General features: G+C 47.9%; 18 protein-coding genes. 12 read left to right on the plus strand and 6 right to left on the minus strand.

What is annotated here, in order from left to right:
• The first annotated feature begins 231 nt into the window (after positions 1-231).
• On the plus strand, positions 232-1,602 hold the full coding sequence (locus MST20_RS11320; RefSeq protein ID WP_243942234.1) for a S1C family serine protease: 1,371 nt from the start codon (positions 232-234) through the stop codon (positions 1,600-1,602).
• A 35-nt stretch (positions 1,603-1,637) separates the two neighbouring features.
• Here the strand turns inward: MST20_RS11320 and MST20_RS11325 are convergent, their stop codons facing one another.
• Both MST20_RS11325 and MST20_RS11330 read right to left on the minus strand, forming a co-directional pair.
• On the minus strand, positions 1,638-2,102 hold the full coding sequence (locus MST20_RS11325; protein WP_243942236.1) for a Dps family protein: 465 nt from the start codon (positions 2,100-2,102) through the stop codon (positions 1,638-1,640).
• Between the two features lie 94 nt (positions 2,103-2,196).
• Positions 2,197-3,039 (minus strand): oxidoreductase, encoded by an 843-nt coding sequence (locus MST20_RS11330; protein WP_243942238.1) that lies wholly within the window; start codon positions 3,037-3,039, stop codon positions 2,197-2,199.
• A 142-nt stretch (positions 3,040-3,181) separates the two neighbouring features.
• On the opposite strand from MST20_RS11330, the gene MST20_RS11335 reads away from it, so the two are divergent.
• The 3 genes from MST20_RS11335 to MST20_RS11345 all read left to right on the plus strand — a co-directional run bounded on the left by MST20_RS11335 (position 3,182) and on the right by MST20_RS11345 (position 6,757).
• A complete protein-coding gene (locus MST20_RS11335) occupies positions 3,182-4,336 on the plus strand; it encodes a D-alanyl-D-alanine carboxypeptidase family protein (RefSeq protein ID WP_243942240.1) in 1,155 nt (384 codons plus the stop codon).
• 110 nt (positions 4,337-4,446) lie between these two features.
• Positions 4,447-6,231, plus strand: a complete 1,785-nt coding sequence (locus MST20_RS11340; protein WP_243942242.1) for a M3 family oligoendopeptidase — start codon at positions 4,447-4,449, stop codon at positions 6,229-6,231.
• 79 nt (positions 6,232-6,310) lie between these two features.
• Entirely contained in the window at positions 6,311-6,757 is a 447-nt protein-coding gene (locus MST20_RS11345; protein ID WP_243942244.1) for a YusW family protein, read from the plus strand.
• A 40-nt stretch (positions 6,758-6,797) separates the two neighbouring features.
• On the opposite strand, the gene MST20_RS11350 is transcribed toward MST20_RS11345, so the two are convergent.
• Positions 6,798-7,775: an ABC transporter substrate-binding protein gene (locus MST20_RS11350; RefSeq protein ID WP_243942246.1), complete on the minus strand. Its 978-nt coding sequence runs from the start codon at positions 7,773-7,775 to the stop codon at positions 6,798-6,800.
• Positions 7,776-7,925: 150 nt separating this feature from the next.
• Between MST20_RS11350 and MST20_RS11355 the strand changes: the two genes are divergently transcribed.
• The 5 genes from MST20_RS11355 to MST20_RS11375 are packed head-to-tail and all read left to right on the plus strand — an operon-like array spanning position 7,926 to position 11,800.
• Positions 7,926-8,927 (plus strand): FecCD family ABC transporter permease, encoded by a 1,002-nt coding sequence (locus MST20_RS11355; protein ID WP_243942248.1) that lies wholly within the window; start codon positions 7,926-7,928, stop codon positions 8,925-8,927.
• On the plus strand, positions 8,924-9,979 hold the full coding sequence (locus tag MST20_RS11360; protein WP_243942250.1) for a FecCD family ABC transporter permease: 1,056 nt from the start codon (positions 8,924-8,926) through the stop codon (positions 9,977-9,979). The genes MST20_RS11355 and MST20_RS11360 overlap by 4 nt, the downstream gene beginning before the upstream one ends.
• A 17-nt stretch (positions 9,980-9,996) precedes the next feature.
• Positions 9,997-10,815: an ABC transporter ATP-binding protein gene (locus MST20_RS11365; RefSeq protein WP_020452888.1), complete on the plus strand. Its 819-nt coding sequence runs from the start codon at positions 9,997-9,999 to the stop codon at positions 10,813-10,815.
• A complete protein-coding gene (locus MST20_RS11370; protein WP_243942252.1) occupies positions 10,808-11,548 on the plus strand; it encodes an IucA/IucC family C-terminal-domain containing protein in 741 nt (246 codons plus the stop codon). The genes MST20_RS11365 and MST20_RS11370 overlap by 8 nt, the downstream gene beginning before the upstream one ends.
• Positions 11,549-11,800 carry a YusU family protein gene (locus tag MST20_RS11375; RefSeq protein ID WP_020452886.1) on the plus strand — a complete coding sequence of 84 codons (252 nt, stop codon included), beginning with the start codon at positions 11,549-11,551 and terminating at the stop codon, positions 11,798-11,800.
• Between the two features lie 29 nt (positions 11,801-11,829).
• Here MST20_RS11375 and MST20_RS11380 read toward each other — a convergent pair whose 3' ends face one another.
• The 3 genes from MST20_RS11380 to MST20_RS11390 form a co-directional block, all read right to left on the minus strand.
• Positions 11,830-12,171: a spore coat protein gene (locus tag MST20_RS11380; RefSeq protein WP_009329552.1), complete on the minus strand. Its 342-nt coding sequence runs from the start codon at positions 12,169-12,171 to the stop codon at positions 11,830-11,832.
• A 10-nt stretch (positions 12,172-12,181) separates the two neighbouring features.
• Positions 12,182-12,433: a hypothetical protein gene (locus MST20_RS11385; RefSeq protein ID WP_243942254.1), complete on the minus strand. Its 252-nt coding sequence runs from the start codon at positions 12,431-12,433 to the stop codon at positions 12,182-12,184.
• Between the two features lie 75 nt (positions 12,434-12,508).
• A complete protein-coding gene (locus MST20_RS11390; RefSeq protein WP_152846587.1) occupies positions 12,509-12,670 on the minus strand; it encodes a YuzL family protein in 162 nt (53 codons plus the stop codon).
• A 208-nt stretch (positions 12,671-12,878) separates the two neighbouring features.
• Between MST20_RS11390 and MST20_RS11395 the strand changes: the two genes are divergently transcribed.
• The 3 genes from MST20_RS11395 to MST20_RS11405 are packed head-to-tail and all read left to right on the plus strand — an operon-like array spanning position 12,879 to position 18,261.
• Complete coding sequence (locus tag MST20_RS11395) at positions 12,879-15,269, plus strand: 3-hydroxyacyl-CoA dehydrogenase/enoyl-CoA hydratase family protein (protein ID WP_243942255.1); 2,391 nt, start codon at positions 12,879-12,881, stop codon at positions 15,267-15,269.
• Between the two features lie 12 nt (positions 15,270-15,281).
• Positions 15,282-16,457, plus strand: coding sequence for an acetyl-CoA C-acetyltransferase (locus MST20_RS11400; RefSeq protein WP_243942257.1), 1,176 nt, complete (start codon positions 15,282-15,284; stop codon positions 16,455-16,457).
• 19 nt (positions 16,458-16,476) lie between these two features.
• Positions 16,477-18,261: an acyl-CoA dehydrogenase family protein gene (locus tag MST20_RS11405; RefSeq protein WP_243942258.1), complete on the plus strand. Its 1,785-nt coding sequence runs from the start codon at positions 16,477-16,479 to the stop codon at positions 18,259-18,261.
• The last annotated feature ends 36 nt before the right edge of the window (positions 18,262-18,297 follow it).

An 18,297-nucleotide genomic window follows, 5' to 3' on the forward strand; every position in this document is an offset into this window, starting at 1 on the left:
TCACATCCTTTCTACGTCATTATACTAGTTTTAACATAAGTCTGGTCAATTTTCATAATTTCACATATTCTTTTCATTTTTATCCCACAATGTTTTCGTAACATACTCATCAGGGAAGAAAGGGAATGAACATAGGGTGAACGACGGCCGGGTCTCTTTTTTTGTGGATGTTAAAGCTTTTATGCCATTTGCGATAGTTGAAGACAAGAAAAATAAAGGAAGTGTACGCTTATGGATTTTAGACGCGATGACGAACAAAAACATGCAAATGAAGAGCAGCTTCAAGAAGAAGCGCAGACGCCGCAAACGGCAGGTTCTGAGGAGCAGCAGTCAGAACTGCCGGCAAAGGAGCCCGAGCTGATTTTAAAGAAGGATACAGACGATCAGTCATATCTTACGAATAAAGAAACCGCTGCAGCCTTAGAAGATGCCAAGGAAACGAGAGCGGCAAAAGAAAAGCGGCGTAAGGCTTCGTGGCTGAGCCCGATTTTGGGCGGCATCATCGGAGGCGGCTTAGTGCTTGGAATCTCTCCGTATCTTCCGGGCGATCATCCGAGCGAAACCGCCGGAACCGGACAGACAGAGCCAAAGCAGTCGCAGAATTTTACCACAAAACCTGTCACAAACGCAGATAACGTGCCTGATATGGTGGAAGATTTAGAGCCTGCTATCGTCGGCGTTTCCAATATTCAAACGAGCTTCGGCTTCTCTGAGGACGATGTGGAGGAAAGCGGCACGGGATCAGGCGTCGTCTTTAAGAAAGACGGCGGCAAGGCCTACATTATTACAAACAACCATGTCGTTGAAGGCGCTTCGAAGGTGACCATCTCCTTATACAACGGTAAGACAGCGGATGCCAAGATTATCGGCAGTGACGCTTTGACTGATCTGGCTGTTTTAGAGATCAGCAGCAAAGGCGTTGATAAGGTTGCTAGTTTCGGAGATTCCGCAAAACTTCGCGCCGGTGAAAAAGTAATCGCGATCGGGAACCCTCTCGGCCTTCAATTTTCAAGAACGGTTACAGAAGGCATCATCAGCGGTGTCAACCGGACAATTGAAGTCTCCACATCTGAAGGGAATTGGGATATGAACGTCCTTCAGACAGATGCGGCGATAAACCCTGGAAACAGCGGCGGGCCTCTGATTAACAGCAGCGGGCAGGTCATCGGCATCAACAGTCTGAAGATCAGCCAAAGCGGTGTTGAATCGCTTGGTTTCGCGATTCCGAGCAACGATGTTCAGCCGATCGTTGACGAGCTTTTGGAAAAAGGAAAAGTGGAACGGCCTTTCCTGGGTGTGCAGATGATCGATATGCAGCAGGTGCCTGAACAGTATCAGCAAAATACGCTTGGCCTTTTCGGAGACCAGCTCAATAAAGGCGTGTACGTCGATAAAGTATCGCCGAAATCGCCTGCGGCTGATGCGGGCATGAAAGCCGGCGACGTCATCACCAAAATGAACGGCAAAAACGTCGAAACCACTTCAGACCTCAGAAAAATTCTTTATACTGAAGCAAAAGCAGGAGATACCGTCACATTTGAGGTGCTGAGAAACGGAAAGCAAACAACAATGAAAGCAAAGCTTGCGAAAAGTAAATCATAAATAAAAGCCATGGCAGACGCCATGGCTTTTTCATATTACTTGTCCAAAAATGAAGAAAGCATCCAAATTTGCTTATCAATTTCCTCTGTCAGGGCGATATAAAGGTCAGCGGTAGAATGGTCTGATTTGTCTTCCGCCAGTTCTATGGTATGCTGAATTTCATCGCGGATTTGACGGTAATCGCTGACAAGTGCGGAAACCATTTCTTCGGCCGTTTTTTCGGATCCGTTTTCCTCGATTGTGCCGTGGTCAAGGTATTCTTTCATTGTGGCGAGCGGCTGTCCGCCGATGGCCAGCAAGCGTTCCGCGACCACATCTGTTGTTTCTGCGGCATGGTTGTAAAGCTCTTCGAATTTTTCATGAAGGGTAAAGAACTGCGGCCCTTTTACATACCAGTGAAAACGGTGAAGCTTCGTGTAGAGGATGAACCAGTTGGACAAATTTGTATTCATTGAGTTTTCAAGTACAGGATTTTGCTGTTTTAATTGTTGAGAGATCATGTGATATTTCCTCCTCGTGTTTTTCATTTGTTAATTATATTATAACAAATACAAAATTAAAATCAATACTAAATTATAATTATTTTAAATAACCTTATTTAAACAAATTTTTTATGACCGCGCGTTCCCAAATCCGCCATGGCAGGGCGTTGTGGAGGAGGATCAGGAGGCGGACGCCCCTGCCGATCGGATAGCGCAGTCTGTTCAGCCGCTTTTTTACCGCGAGGCGGCAGATCAGTTCAGCCACATCATCAGGGTTTCCGTAATGTTTGCGGCCAGCCGCAATATAGGCGGAGATCCGCTCAAAATATGTACTGTACCGTGATTCGGCTTCAGGAGCAGTGACCTGGGCGGCCAACGATGTCTCCCAAATCGCCGTCTGATACGATCCCGGCTGGACGACGGCCACATCGATCCCGAATGGGCGGAGTTCGAGGCGGAGGCTTTCTGAAAAGCCTTCAACCGCATGCTTTGATGAAGCATATGCCGAGAAAGCGGGGAAAGCGATCCGCCCGCTGATGCTGCTCAAATTAATGATTTTGGCGCCGCTGTGTTTCTTCATATAAGGAAGGATTGCTTTCGTTACCGCCATCAGGCCGAAAACATTTGTCTCATACTGTTTTCTGTAGTCGTCAAGAGAAAGATCTTCAGCAAATCCGCCGTATGCCGTTCCTGCATTATTGACGAGAACGTCTATCTGTCCGTACCGTTTCAGCTCTTCGGTAAATGATGAAATCGATTGTTCGTTTGTGACGTCTAGTTCAGCGACTGCAATCGATGAATCGATTGAAAGCTCCGCTATCCGGTTCCGCAAAGCTTCCGCTTTTTCTGGATGGCGCGCCGTTGCGATGACGAAATGAGTGCCGGCGAGTTTTAAAGCGGTCAATAAACCAAATCCGCTCGTCGCGCCTGTTACGATGGCGATTTTATTATTCAATGAGTTTCCTCCATTCAAAATTTTGGCTTGTTGACAAAAAAAGGCTTGTCAGCGGCAGTTTATCATTGATAAAATTTAAAAAGTGCTAAAAGACCTATTTTTTATAAAAAAACGCAAGAGAGAAAGAAGGCAGGGTGACACGATGAATGTTAAACGATCCCTCCTGTTCATTATTGTACTATGTCTGACGCTGTTTTTTCATAGCTCGGCTCAAGCAGGAGAAAAAAACAAACCGGAAATTAAAAGTGTTTCCGCCATATTGATCGATGGGAAATCGGGGCAGGTTCTCTATGAAAAAAACAGCCGCAAAAAAATGTATCCGGCCAGCATTACAAAAATTGCCACGGCGATTTATGCAATAGAAAACGGAAATTTAGAAGATCGTGTGAAAGTCAGCAAAAATGCCGCTCAAACGGAAGGATCAAGCGTATATCTGGAAGCGGGGGAGTCGGTTCCATTAAAACGGCTGCTCCAAGGGCTCTTGATGAATTCGGGAAATGACGCAGGAACGGCGATCGCCGAACATGTCAGCGGAAGCGTGAAACAGTTTGCGGATGATGTGAACGCGTTTATTGCTGAGCATGCCGGAGTGCATGACACTCATTTTGTGAATCCTCACGGACTGTTTGACAAAAATCATTATACGACGTCCGCCGACATGGCGAGAATTACCCAGTACGCCATGAAAAACAAAACGTTTCGAGCGCTTTTTTCGGAAAAGCAAACGGCTTGGCACGGACAGACGTGGGACACGACACTGAAAAACCATCACCGAATGTTGACAGGTGAGATTCCTTACAAAGGAATAACCGGCGGCAAAACAGGGTTTGTGGATGAATCAAAGCATACCCTTGTCACGACGGCAACGCGGGGCAGCCTTGATTTAATCGCCGTCGTCATGAAGGCCGATAGCAAGAAAATGATGTACAGCGATACAAAAACGCTTCTGGATGAAGGATTTCACAATTACGAGACACAAGAACTCAAAAAGGGAGAGGCGTTTACCGACCAGAACGGGACGAGCCATGAGCTGAAAAACCATTTATACGTGACGAAAAAGAAAGGTGAAGCCCTGAGTGAAAATGTAGACAGCGACGGAATCCTTAACATTAAAGGGGAGGACGGCAGGCTGCTTCAGGCTTTGCAAATCGCAGAACCTTTCAGCGCGGAAATAGCAAGCGGCACAGATGGTGTTCACGGCCAGCCGCAAAGTAAAGGCGGATTGTTTTTATTTGTGTTCGGCCTAATCGGTTTATTGACGGCCAGCTATGCGGTCAAACGGATGAGGCAGCTGTAATATGATCAGGGAAGAGGCGCGCCGGCTCACAAGCCGGCCGTTTTTTATTTGCCCTGAAAAGGCAAATTTATCTTATAATGGAAACAAGCCAATGAAAGGGGACGGGAATAATGACATTTCATCAACTTAAAGATACGTGGGATCTCGAGGTTTTATTTAAAGGCGGGAGCGGCTCCGCCGAGTTCCGTCAATATTTAAATGAGATTAAAGCACTGCTTTCAACTTTTAAACGCTCTGCCGAGGCTCTTACCGTTTCAAAAAGCAGCCTTGATGAATTGAAAGAAACCTTGGCGCTTTTTGAAACAATTGATGTTAAAATCCGCGAAGCAGACGCTTTTGTCGGATGTCTCCAAGCCCAGGACACCGCGGATTTAAAGGCGAATGCCCTTAATTTTGAAGTCACCCAGCTCGCTGCCGATGCGCAGAAGGCGCTGGTCGTGCTTGACAGCAAATTTGCCGTTGTCCCAAATGAAGAATGGGAAGCGCTTCTACAAGATGAAGGCATTTCCGCTATCGCTTATATTTTGAATGAGAGAAGGGAGCGGGTAACAGAAAAGCTTAGTTCCGAACAGGAAACATTGATTCAAGGCTTGTCTGTTGACGGATATCATGCCTGGGGCGATATGTACGACAGCATCGTCGACCAAATTCAAATTCCGTATGAAGAAGATGGCGAGACGAAAATTCTGTCTGTCGGACAAGCGCAGAACCTGACATCTAAACCTGACAGAAAGATCCGCCGCTCCGTATCGGAAAATTTGGACCACGGCTGGAAACAGCACGCTGATTTGCTCAGCAGCACGCTGAATCACCTCGCCGGTTTCAGACTGAACGTCTATGAGGCAAGAGGGTGGGACAATGTATTGAAAGAACCGCTGAACATCAACCGCATGAAGCAGGAAACCCTTGATGTCATGTGGCAGGTCATCATTGATCATAAAAAGCCGTTTGCAGACTATCTTTCCCGGAAGGCGTCTGTGCTCGGGCTGGATAAACTGAGCTGGTATGACGTCGAAGCGCCGCTCGGTTCAGCGGCAAAGGAATATTCGTATCAAGAGGCAGCCGCTTTTATTACCGGGCAGTTTAAAACGTTTGGAAAAAAGCTCTCCTCCTTTGCCGAAAAAGCGCTCAGAGACAGATGGGTTGAAGCTGAGGACAGGGGAGGCAAACGCCCGGGCGGCTTTTGCGCCAATTTTCCTGACAGCGGGGAATCGAGAATATTTATGACATTTGCAGGAAGCCAGTCAAACGTGTCCACTCTGGCGCATGAGCTTGGCCATGCCTTTCATCAGGAATCCATGCTGGACGTTAGGCCGCTGAACAGGGCGTACGCGATGAACGTGGCGGAAACCGCGTCCACTTTTGCAGAAATGATCGTGGCTGATGCGGCATTAAAACAAGCCGGTTCAGACGAAGAAAAACTCGTCCTTCTGGAAGATAAGGTTCAGCGAAGCGTCGCCTTTTTTATGAACATTCACGCAAGATTCCTATTTGAAACCCGCTTTTACGATGAACGAAAAAACGGCGTCGTATCCGCCGGAAGGCTGAACGAGCTGATGGAAGAAGCTCAGAAAGAAGCGTTTTGCGGAGCGCTTGGCGAGTATCATCCGTACTTTTGGGCATCAAAGCTTCATTTTTATATTACGTCTATCCCGTTCTACAATTTTCCTTATACGTTCGGCTACTTGTTTTCACTTGGCATTTACGCGCAAGCGCTGAAAGAGGGAGCGGCATTTGAAGAAAAATATATTGCGCTCTTAAAAGATACAGCCTCCATGTCTGTTGAGGAACTGGCGATGAAGCATCTCGGCGCCGATCTGACAAAGCGGGATTTTTGGGAAGCGGCCATTCAGCCGGCTGTCCGCGATGCAGAAGCATTGTTAGCGATGATATAAAGGCTTCCGCTAAGAGATTGAATGAGTTTCCGCAAAGTGGACATAGCTAAGGATAATGTGCATAGAGGAGTTGAACGGTATGAACCTATTTCGGATGGCCGTTATCGCTCTTGTCATGATCCTAGTGACCGGCTGCCGTTCAATAGCGGAAGAACATGCTGAAGGTAAGGAGGCCGTTCCCGATAACGCCCCTGTTTCAGATGTGGAAAGCGTGCCTTACGCTGCATTTGCATTGGAAGTGAACTATGGCCGTGGAAAGCACAATACGTTTGAAGCCGTATACGACAAACAGGAGCGGGAAAAAGCATCGATTAAAGACCGCCTGAACGGAGCGAACCGCGAAGGGGAAGAAGCTTTAAACGAAATGAAAATGGTTTTAAGCGAACTTTCGATCGCCAAATCCGATTCAAAGCAGGACGTGATCAGCAATGTGCTTGAGGCTTTCAATCTTGATGAGCGATATGACCGGTTTCATCTGCGGGTGAAATGGCCGGATGGTACGTCAAGAATCTATCACGGAAAATAAGCAAAAGAGCATTTCCAACGGAGGAAATGCTCTTTTTTGCTTACGATTTTAAAAAGTATTTTTCGATGTCATCAAGGAACAGATACGCTGCTTTGACACCGCCGGCTGTCGTCCAGATCGCATCGTCGACTTCGTGGGCGTTTCCGGTTTTTACAGCGTTCAATTTTTTCCAAAGCGGATCGCTTGTCCAATCGTTTTGCCATGTTTCTGCGTCTTTTTTGCTTTCCGCAGGTTTATATGTGAAATAGAACAGGACATCTCCGTCCATCTCAGGAATCGATTCCTTGTTTTCCGTCATAAAAGCAAACTTATCGTCTTGTTTTGCAAACAGCTTTTCCTGTTTTTCAGGGAAATTGAAGCCCAGTTGCTGCAAAATGATCCCAGGGAATGAATCTTTATAATAAATTCTTGATTGGCCGGCCATAAATCTGACAACTGAGACCCGCTTCTTCTTTTGTTCGCCGAGTTTATCGCTTAATTCGCTGACTTTTTTATCGAAATCTTTTAAAATTTCTTTGCCTTTCTCCTCTTTATTTACAGCTTTTGCATAGAGGGAAAAGTTGTCCTTCCATTCGCCGCGGAGCGTTTCAGAGAAAACGGTCGGAGCGATTTTTTCCAGCTTGTCGTAGATTTTTTCTTGTCTCATTTTATTGCCGATGATTAAATCTGGCTTCAGTTCGGCAATCGCCTCAATGTTTGGCTCGCCTTCAAGACCGACCACTTTGACGCCTTTCATGTCATTTTTAATATGATTATACCAAGGATCGCCTGTCCAGGATTTAACTGCGCCCACTGGCTTAATTCCCAATTTCAGCAACGCTTCTGTTCCTTCATTTGTCAGTACGACAACCCTTTTTGGATTGGCCGGGATCTGATCCTCTGTACCCATAGCGTGTTTAACGGTTATCACCTTTTTATTGTCTTCGCCTTTTGAAGAGTCTTCTTTACCGCCGCTGCATGCCGCAAGAAGTGAAATCGCTAACATAGCGATGAAACCAAGCATTGTCCGTTTTTTCATGTTTGTCCTCCTCAGAATGTTGTTGTTAAACATGATCATAATTTTCAGCAGGAATTTTGTCAATTGTTAATTGAAAATGATTTTCAAGATCAGTGATATCTGATACAATAACCGTAGATGTTTCGAGTCAAACTAGGAGAATTTTAATCTATGCTCTTAAGAACGAATAAATATAGAACAATCGTACTGCTGTCCTTTATTTTGCTTTTGATTGCCGCACTTTGCGCAAGTGTCGTATACGGCTATACGAATACGTCGTGGTCTGTGGCTTATAAGGCGTTCACCGATTTCAGCGGATCCAATGAACATCTTGTGCTGAGAAATGTGCGTCTGCCGCGCGCGCTGATTGCCGCAACTGTGGGGGCTTCCCTCGGGGTTGCCGGGGCATTGATGCAAGCGATGACTAAAAATCCTCTGGCGGAACCCGGTATATTCGGTATCAACGCCGGAGCCGGCTTTTTTGTTGTGTGCTCTCTGTTTTTCTTTCATGTCGGCTCGCTTCAGGCGATCGCCTGGATCTCGTTTTTGGGAGCTGCCGCTACCGCTTTAATCGTCTATTTTGTCGGTTCCCTTGGCAGGGAAGGTTTGACTCCGGTGAAGCTGACGCTTGCGGGGGCGGCGATGTCAGCAATGTTTTCATCGCTGACTCAAGGGTTGCTTTCTGTTAATGAGGCGGCGCTCGAACAGGCGCTGTTTTGGCTCGCCGGCTCTGTCCAGGGACGCGACCTGAGCCTATTGACGACCGTCCTTCCATATATCGTTCCGGCATTCATCATCAGCTTTCTGCTTGGATCTAAAATCAATGTCTTAACGATGGGGGAAGATGTGGCCAAAAGCCTCGGCCAGAAAACATGGCTGATCAAAGCGCTGATGGCGTTGGCGATTATCCTGCTTGCCGGCGGTTCTGTCGCTGTTGCCGGACCGATCGTCTTCGTCGGGCTTGTCATACCGCATTTTGCGAAATTTATTGTCGGCAATGACCACCGCTGGATACTTCCGTATTGTGCTGTACTGGGCGCAATATTGCTTGTCTTCGCTGATATCGGCGCCAGATACCTGATTATGCCTGAAGAGGTGCCGGTCGGCGTCATGACGGCCATCATCGGAACACCCCTCTTTGTGTATGTTGCGAGAAGGGGGTTCCAAAATTGAAGAATTATCGCAAACTGAGGATTGGAAAAGGAAGCATCTCATTTTTAATCGGACGAAAGGCGTTGCTTTCATTCATCATCTTAGCGCTGCTGACAGCTTGTGCAATCGTCTTTAGCGCCGGTATCGGCGAGCGTTTTATTTCTCCGGGTGAAGTCGCGAAAACATTTCTCGGCCTGGGAAATCCGGCGGATGAGCTGATCATCATGTCTTTCAGAATGCCGCGGATTTTGGTGGCTTTGTTTGCGGGAATCTGTCTGGCGGCAGCCGGCTCGATCCTGCAAGGGCTCATCCGCAACCCGCTTGCTTCCCCTGACATCATCGGTGTGACGGGTGGGGCATCTGTCGCTGTTGTCTTGTTTTTAATGCTGTTTTCAGATAAAAGCAATGCGCTGATCGTCAGCATCAGCTGGCTCCCTGTCGCCGCATTTGTCGGCGCGGCGCTTGCCGGAATGATCGTCTATTTTCTGTCCTATAAAAACGGCGCCTCAACCTTTCGGCTCGTGCTGATCGGGATTGGTTTTTCAATGCTTGCCAAGTCCTTGACGACATTGTTTATGATCAAAGGACCGATATACAGAACATCTCAGGCAAACGTTTGGATTACCGGATCAGTATATGGTTCCAACTGGCAGGATGTGAATATTTTAATCCCGGTTGCGCTTGTCCTCCTGCTGATTTGCGTCATCTCCGCCAGAAACGTCAACATTCAGACGCTCGGCGAGGAGCTTGCGACAGGCGTGGGAAGCTCTGTTCAGCGGAATCGCTTTTTGCTCCTGCTTTTGAGCACCGCTTTTGCCGGAATCGCCGTCGCGTTTTCTGGAACGATCGGATTTGTCGGTTTGATGGCCCCGCATATCGCAAGAAGGCTTGTCGGTTCATCATTCGGCGCCCTCTTGCCGGTTGCCGCGCTGATCGGAGGATTGCTTGTGCTGATTGCTGACATCATCGGACGCACGCTTTTTTCTCCCGTTGAAGTGCCTGCCGGTGTGTTTACTGCAGCGATAGGCGCCCCTTACTTTATCTACTTGCTGTATAAAAGCAGAAACCAATAAAAGGAGAGATTTCATTTATGAGTGCCATTTCAACAGAAACGTTAAGCTTAGGTTATGGAGAAACAATCATTATTGATGAGTTAAACTTAACGATCCCAAAAGGTGAAATCACCGTATTTATCGGCAGCAACGGCTGCGGTAAGTCGACTCTCCTTCGGTCTCTCGCACGTTTAATGAAGCCAAAGGGCGGTTCAGTGCTTCTCGAAGGCAGCTCCATCGCCAAACTTCCGACGAAAGAAGTGGCAAAGGAGCTGGCCATTCTGCCTCAAGGCCCTTCGGCTCCGGAAGGCCTGACCGTTCTCCAGCTCGTTAAGCAGGGACGGTATCCTTATCAAAACTGGCTGAAGCAATGGTCAGCGGAAGATGAAGAGGCCGTGCAAAAGGCTTTGAAAGCGACAAGAATGGAAGAACTGGCCGAGCGCACAGTCGATTCCTTGTCCGGAGGCCAGCGGCAGCGCGCCTGGATCGCGATGACGCTCGCTCAGGAAACGGATATCATTTTACTGGATGAACCGACGACATACTTGGATATGACGCATCAAATTGAAATTCTGGACCTTTTGTTTGAATTAAATGAACACGAAAAGCGCACGATCGTGATGGTGCTGCACGATTTGAACCTTGCCTGCCGCTACGCCCACCACCTCGTCGCGATTAAAGACAAAAAGATATATGCCGAAGGCCGGCCTGAATCCATTATCAACTGCAAGCTTGTGCAGGACGTTTTTGAAATGGACTGCGAAGTGACGAAAGATCCGCTTTTCGGCACCCCGCACTGCATTCCGTACGGAAGAGGAAGATGCATCGTCCAGCAGGTGGTTCAGTCCCATGCTTAATTTAACAAAAGAGGAGCTTGAGTCATTGCTTCGTTTTCGCCTAGGAACGAAGCAGACCGGCTCCTTATTCTCTGTTAAAGGAAACATGCTCCTTGATGAGGATTTTTTAGAACGTTATGTAGAAGATATGAAAGACAGGCTGAACGCTCCGAATCAAAAAGTTGCGGCTTCGATGCTCGTCAAGCGCAGCGGGATGCTTGCTGCGCTGCATTTCTATCTGTTTACGGTTTGCGGAAAACGCTTGCCAGCCGCTCCCGCTTCCGTATCGTGGGAGATAGAAGCCGATGATCAAGGGTGGACGCCGTCGTTTTATTTTCACAAAGGTGCTGAGCTTATCGAAGCGGATCGCACCGAAGAACTGAAAAAATTGACCGAGGATATCTTCAGGCGCCATCTTGGCGCCCTGATCGCGGCCTGTCGGCGGACATTTGTGATTTCAAAGCATATTCTTTGGGAAAATATTGCGGTTTATCTGTATTGGATGTATGACACGCTTCTGGAAGATCCGAAGCTCAAGGCGCGGGCGGCGCAAGATTTTCATTTTCTTCTTTATGAAGCTGAGCCCGGCCTTTTTGAAGAAGGGGCTGACGAAAACCCTCTCAAAAGGTTTTATCCCGGACAGGACGCGGAGGATCGGACACGCACGACTTGCTGTCTGTATTATGCAACAGACAAAAACGGCGTCAAATGCAGGACATGCCCGAGAAATAAACGTAAAGAAAGGGTGTCGTGAGTGGAAAAACTAAAGGAGCAGCTGGACGGACTTGTTGAGAAATATACGGAACTGCTTTTAGGCGAAACGGACGAAGAACTGAAAGAACAGGTGAAGATGTGGATCATCTACAGCCATATCGCCAAAAGCATGCCGCCCCTCGCCAAGCATTGGAACGGAGCTTATCCGGATGCGAAGCAGGAGATAAAAGAAGTCATCCGCCAGATTAAAGAACGAAATGAAGCGCACCGAGCGGCTAATCAAAAAAAATAAGCAGGGAGACTCCTCTGCTTATTTTTTGTTTATTGGTTTTGCTGATATGGCGACTGGTCTTGCAATGTAGAATGGAATTGCTGATAAGACTGCTGGATTTTCTGGGCATCTTCTGCCTCCACCTTGTACCATCCGTTTTGAAACATCACCTGGTACAATCTGCGCTGTACGTTTTGCGCCTCGTTAAACAGCGGCTGAACGGCCTGGTAAAGCGATTCATGGCTTAATTCATTAAGCGCTGTCGAGTATGCTGCCGTCATGTATTTTTCAGTTGTCAGCAGTTCGTTGACAAAATCCCTGTCATTCATCGCGCTCGTTTTCGGGACAGGGGTTTCCTGATTGCCGATTTTCTGTTGGTTTTGCTGATTCATCATTGACCTCCTATTGCATGTATGCCGACGGGTTTTGCGTTTGATTTTGACGAAGCTGCTCCAATATCACATTGTAATGGTGATGGTGCATTTGTCCGGCCCTGTCGAGTTCTGTTTTAAGAGACTGATCCTGGCATTGATCCGCCATAAAATGCGCTTTTTTCATCGCGAGCAAGTTCCAGTTCAGCATATCCTGCAAATACAGATGATCCTTTGTTGAAATGACCGGCGGCGGTGTTGTCATTCCTTGCTGTTGCTGCATGCGTCTGCCTCCTTTTAGCGTTTATTTTTAGATTTCCTAACACATCGGAAATTTATACCGGATGCTTAAAGGGGCTTAGTGATCTTCAGGAACATCCATATTATGCTTTTTATATTGCTGGTTTTGGCTTGTCCGTTTTCCGCCCGCCTCCGCCTTTTTATAATCCGGACCTGCATTGCCTTTTATGCTTGCGGCGCTGACTGCGGCAGAAGATGGATTTTTTCTTTCACGTACCAAGGCCTTCACCTCCTCTCTATTGGTTTGTCCCAAAAGCGGGGAAACATGTAACCGTAGCAAAATAATACCCGCTGAAAAAATTTCAGAAATTTTGCACCAAGTTATTGAACTCGCTTCCAAAATCTTTTAAGATGAAAGAAGACAGGAGAGTTTATTTTTTTGGAGCAAAAATGAATGAGTATTCATTCAAAGTGAGGGAGGATCTTTCATGGTCAAGCATATTCGTAAAGCCGCCGTTATCGGTTCCGGTGTAATGGGTTCCGGAATCGCGGCTCACTTAGCCAATATCGGGATTCCTGTGTTACTGCTCGATATGGTGCCGCGTGAATTAACAGATGAGGAAAGAAAAAAAGGCCGCACTCTTGAAGACCCGGATGTGCGCAACCGGCTGGCACAGTCAGCCGTACAAAAGCTGCTAAAGCAAAAACCGGCTCCGTTGACTTCGAAGAAGAATATCAGCCGTATCACCACAGGGAACATGGAAGACGATTTTGAAAAAATTAAAGATGCCGACTGGATTATTGAAGTTGTTGTCGAAAAACTGGAGATCAAGAAGCAAGTGTTTTCAAAGGTCGATCAATACAGAAAACACGGAAGCATCGTCAGCAGCAATACATCAGGCATCTCCGTCAGGCAGATGGCGGAGGGAAGGTCCGCTGATTTCAAAAAGCACTTTTTAGGAACGCACTTTTTTAACCCGGCCCGCTATTTAAAGCTGCTTGAGGTGATTCCGATTGACGAAACGGATCCCGAAGTGCTGGCATTTATGAAGAAATTTGGCGAAGACGTACTTGGCAAAGGGGTTGTTGAAGCGAAAGACACGCCAAACTTTATCGCCAACCGCATCGGAACATACGGCTTGCTTGTGACGGTTCAGGAAATGCTGAAAGGCGGCTACACGATAGGCGAAGTCGATTCGATTACAGGTCCGCTGATCGGGCGCCCGAAAAGCGCAACTTTCAGAACGCTCGATGTCGTCGGGCTTGATACATTTTCGCACGTTGCCAAAAATGTTTATAACCAAGTCACTGGCGAAGAAAAAAACGTTTTCCGGCTGCCTGAATTTATTGAAAAAATGCTCGAAAAAGGCTGGATCGGAAGCAAAGCGAAACAAGGTTTTTACAAAAAAGAAGGAAAAGACATTCTTGAGCTCGATCCGATGACGTTGACCTACAGCAAACGCCAAACATTAAAAACATCGGGACTTGAAGCGGCCAAGCAAATGAAAGGCGCAGGAGCGAGATTGAAAGCGCTTATTTATTCAGACGACAGAGCGGGAAGCCTTCTTTGGAACATGACAGCTCCGACGCTTGTCTATTCGGCTGAGCTGTCAGGGGAAATCGCTGACAGCATAACGGCAATTGATCAGGCGATGAAATGGGGGTTCGGCTGGTCGGAAGGGCCGTTTGAAATGTGGGACAGCATCGGTGTGAAAAACGCGGTGCAAAAGCTTGAAGCTGAGGGCTGGAAAGTCGCGGACTGGGTGAAGGAAATGCTCGCAAAAGGACATGAGACCTTCTACATTAAGGAAAACGGAAAGACGTTCTATTACTGTTTTGAAAGCGGCGAATACAGGGCGCTTCAAGAAAACAAGAAAACGATCCATTTGTCATCACTCAAAGAAACAAAAGGCGTCATCAAGAAAAACAGCGGGGCAAGTTTGATCGATTTAGGCGATGATGTCGCACTGCTCGAATTTCATTCGAAAAGCAATGCAATCGGCTTCGACATCATCCAAATGCTGAAATTTGCTCTTGAGGAAGTAGACGCCAATTATAAAGGACTTGTGATCGGCAACCAGGGCAAAAATTTCTGCGTCGGAGCCAATCTCGCGATGATGCTGATGGAAGCTCAAGACGACAACTATATGGAAATTGACATGATCATCCGTCAGTTCCAGGAGACGATGATGAAAGTGAAATACAGTACCAAGCCGGTCGTCGCCGCTCCGTTCGGGATGACGCTTGGCGGTGGGACTGAGCTTTGTCTGCCTGCAGCCCGTGTTCAAGCTTCAAACGAGTCATACATGGGCCTCGTTGAAACAGGCGTCGGTCTGATTCCGGGCGGCGGAGGCAATAAAGAGCTTTATTTAAACTACTTGAAGGGGCTGCCTGAAGGAGTTAAACCGGATATCCAGGAGGCCGCCATCAAGACGTTTGAGACAATTGCCCTTGCAAAAACGTCGACTTCGGCTCAAGAAGCGAAAGAGCTGAACATCTTAACCGCAGAGGATCAAATCAGCATCAACCAGGATCACTTGTTATACGATGCTAAAAAACTCGTCCTGACGCTTTCCGAAAGCGGCTACCGTCCGCCGGTGAAAAAGAAAGTGCCGGTGACAGGCGAATCCGGCTATGCAGCGCTCCTGCTCGGTGCGGAATCGTTAAAGCTGTCCGGCGCCATCTCTGAACACGACATGAAGATAGCGAAAAAGCTGGCGTTTGTCCTCGCTGGCGGGAGGGTTCCGTTCGGCGCTGAAGTAACGGAAGAATACTTGCTCAATTTGGAAAGAGAAGCTTTCCTGAGCCTTGTGAGCGAACCGAAAACGCAGGCGAGAATGCAGCATATGCTTGTAAAAGGCAAACCATTGCGTAATTAAGGAGGGAAAATAATGAAAGAGGCAGTTATTGTATCGGGGGCGAGAACCCCGATCGGAAAAGCAAAAAAAGGCTCATTGAGGACTGTCCGTCCCGATGATTTAGGCGCATATGCCGTGAGAGAGACGCTGAAAAGAGCTGGCGGTTATGAAGGGAATATCGATGATTTAATCATCGGCTGCGCTACGCCGGAAGCCGAACAAGGGTTGAATATGGCGCGCAATATCGGCGCGCTTGCCGGTCTGCCGCACACAGTACCGGCCGTTACGATCAACAGATATTGTTCTTCAGGACTTCAATCAATCGCTTACGGGGCCGAAAAAATCATGCTTGGAGCTGCCGACACGATCATTGCCGGCGGCGCTGAATCGATGAGCATCGTGCCGATGATGGGGCATATCGTCAGACCGAACGCGGCGCTCGCGGAAACAGCTCCTGAATATTATATGGGAATGGGCCATACGGCTGAACAGGTTGCTGTTAAATACGGCGTTTCCAGGGAGGATCAGGATGCATTTGCTGTCAGCAGCCATCAAAAAGCAGCCAAAGCGATCCCGGAAGGAAAGTTCGAAGATGAAATCGTCCCGGTGGACGTCACCGTCAGAGAAGTGGATGAACATCACAAGCTGAAGGAGCGGACGTTTACTTTCTCCGCCGATGAAGGTGTGCGCCCGGGGACAACTAAAGACGTTCTGTCGACGTTAAAACCGGCGTTTTCGGCGGACGGCTCGGTTACGGCAGGGAATTCCTCGCAGACGAGCGACGGGGCGGCCGCAGTGATGATCATGGACAAAGAAAAAGCGGATGCGCTCGGGTTAAAGCCCCTCGCAAGATTTCGTTCGTTCGCAGTCGGCGGCGTTCCGCCGGAGGTGATGGGCATAGGTCCTGTTGAAGCTGTCCCTAGGGCGCTGAAGATGGCGGGACTAGAGCTCTCGGATATCGGTTTATTCGAATTAAATGAGGCGTTTGCATCGCAAGCGATCCAGGTTATCAGGTCGCTTGGCATCGATGAAGAGAAAGTCAATGTCAACGGCGGAGCGATTGCGCTCGGTCATCCGCTCGGCTGCACGGGAACAAAGCTGACGCTGACGTTGATCCACGAAATGCGGCGGAGAAGCGAGCAATTCGGCGTTGTGACGATGTGCATCGGCGGAGGCATGGGAGCAGCAGGGGTATTCGAATTAGTTTAATCACAAGGGGGATGGAACAATGGAACAAACAAAAGACCATATGAAAAAAGGCGGAGCCTTTCTGATTGAAGAGGTGACGGCTGATCAGCTGTTTACACCGGAAGATTTCACAGATGAACATAAAATGATCGCCAAAACGACTGAAGATTATATTCTCGGAGATGTTTTGCCATACATCGACGAAATTGAAGAGCACAATTTCGATCACTCTGTCAGGCTTCTGAAAAAAGCCGGGGAACTCGGGCTTCTCGGTGCTGACGTTCCTGAAGAGTATGGCGGACTCGGGCTCGATAAAATAAGCTCGGCGCTGATCACCGAAAAATTCTCAAGAGCGGGAAGCTTTTCGTTATCGTACGGGGCGCACGTCGGGATCGGCACGCTTCCGATCGTATTTTTCGGAACCGAGGAGCAAAAGAAAAAGTATCTGCCGTCCCTTGCAACAGGGGAAAAATTTGCAGCCTATGCCTTAACAGAGCCTGGCTCCGGATCTGATGCATTAGGAGCAAAAACAACGGCCGTTTTGAATGAGGCGGGAACCCACTATATATTAAACGGTGAAAAGCAATGGATTACAAACTCAGCTTTTGCCGATGTTTTCATCGTCTATGCGAAAATAGACGGCGAACATTTTTCGGCCTTCATTGTGGAAAAAGATTACGCAGGTGTTTCCACAGGGCCTGAAGAGAAAAAAATGGGCATCAAAGGCTCTTCGACCCGCACGCTCATCTTAGACCAGGTTCAAGTTCCGAAAGAAAACCTTTTAGGCGAACCGGGAAAAGGGCATGTCATCGCCTTCAATATTTTAAATATCGGTCGTTATAAGCTCGCTGTCGGGACAATCGGCGCTTCCAAACGGGTCATCGAGCTGTCCGCTTCATACGCCAATCAGCGCCAGCAATTTAAGACGCCGATCGCAAAGTTCAGCTTAATCGGGGAAAAAATCGCCACTATGTCAGCGAGACTTTATGCGATGGAAAGCTCTGTCTATCGTACGGTCGGGCTGTTTGAAGACAAAATGGGCACCTTGAGCGAAGAAGAGCAAAAAGACGGGCGCCAAGTCGCGAAATCGATCGCTGAATATGCAATCGAATGCTCCCTTAACAAAGTATTCGGATCTGAAACGCTTGATTATATCGTTGATGAAGGTGTTCAAATCCACGGCGGTTACGGATTCATGCAGGAATACGAAGTGGAGCGGGCTTACCGCGATTCACGGATCAACCGGATTTTTGAAGGCACAAACGAAATCAACCGTCTCATCGTCCCGGGCACTTACATGAAAAAAGCGATGAAAGGCGAGCTTCCTCTGTTTGAGAAAGCGAAGGCGCTTCAAGAAGAGCTGATGATGCTCATGCCTGAAGAACCAGGTGACGGCGTTTTGGAACAGGAAAAGTATCTGCTGAGAAACGCCAAAAAAATCGCGCTCATGATCGCGGGACTCGCCGCACAAAAATATGGAAAAGCGCTCGACCAGGAGCAGGAAATCCTCGTGAATATCGCTGACATTGTCAGCCAGGTCTATGCCATGGAAGCAGCTATATTGCGTACTGAAAAAGCCATCCAGGCAACCGGCGAAGACAAAAACGCCCAGAAAATTCTTTATACGCAGATTTTTGCACAAGTTGCCTTTCAGGAAATTGAAAGCCATGCCAAGGAATCGCTCATTGCGGTGGAATCAGGCGATTCGCTGCGCATGATGCTGTCCGCGCTGCGCAAATTAACGCGCTTTACGCCTGTCAATGTCATTGAGAAAAAGCGCCAGGCAGCCAAAGGAATCTTTGAAGCTGAGAAATATATCGTTTAAACGAAAAGCCCTGCTTAGGCGGGGTTTTTAGCTGTC

The sequence above is a fragment of the Bacillus sp. B19-2 genome, assembly GCF_022832475.1.
Classification (GTDB): Bacteria; Bacillota; Bacilli; order Bacillales; family Bacillaceae; genus Bacillus; species Bacillus paralicheniformis.

Coding starts and splice junctions, on each gene's coding strand:
- MST20_RS11405 (WP_243942258.1), top strand. CDS start 16,477: ATGGAACAAACAAAAGACCATATGAAAAAAGGCGGAGCCTTTCTGATT.
- MST20_RS11350 (WP_243942246.1), bottom strand. CDS start 7,775: ATGAAAAAACGGACAATGCTTGGTTTCATCGCTATGTTAGCGATTTCA.
- MST20_RS11365 (WP_020452888.1), top strand. CDS start 9,997: ATGAGTGCCATTTCAACAGAAACGTTAAGCTTAGGTTATGGAGAAACA.
- MST20_RS11400 (WP_243942257.1), top strand. CDS start 15,282: ATGAAAGAGGCAGTTATTGTATCGGGGGCGAGAACCCCGATCGGAAAA.
- MST20_RS11380 (WP_009329552.1), bottom strand. CDS start 12,171: ATGAATCAGCAAAACCAACAGAAAATCGGCAATCAGGAAACCCCTGTC.
- MST20_RS11395 (WP_243942255.1), top strand. CDS start 12,879: ATGGTCAAGCATATTCGTAAAGCCGCCGTTATCGGTTCCGGTGTAATG.
- MST20_RS11340 (WP_243942242.1), top strand. CDS start 4,447: ATGACATTTCATCAACTTAAAGATACGTGGGATCTCGAGGTTTTATTT.
- MST20_RS11345 (WP_243942244.1), top strand. CDS start 6,311: ATGAACCTATTTCGGATGGCCGTTATCGCTCTTGTCATGATCCTAGTG.
- MST20_RS11320 (WP_243942234.1), top strand. CDS start 232: ATGGATTTTAGACGCGATGACGAACAAAAACATGCAAATGAAGAGCAG.
- MST20_RS11370 (WP_243942252.1), top strand. CDS start 10,808: ATGCTTAATTTAACAAAAGAGGAGCTTGAGTCATTGCTTCGTTTTCGC.
- MST20_RS11355 (WP_243942248.1), top strand. CDS start 7,926: ATGCTCTTAAGAACGAATAAATATAGAACAATCGTACTGCTGTCCTTT.
- MST20_RS11335 (WP_243942240.1), top strand. CDS start 3,182: ATGAATGTTAAACGATCCCTCCTGTTCATTATTGTACTATGTCTGACG.
- MST20_RS11385 (WP_243942254.1), bottom strand. CDS start 12,433: ATGCAGCAACAGCAAGGAATGACAACACCGCCGCCGGTCATTTCAACA.
- MST20_RS11325 (WP_243942236.1), bottom strand. CDS start 2,102: ATGATCTCTCAACAATTAAAACAGCAAAATCCTGTACTTGAAAACTCA.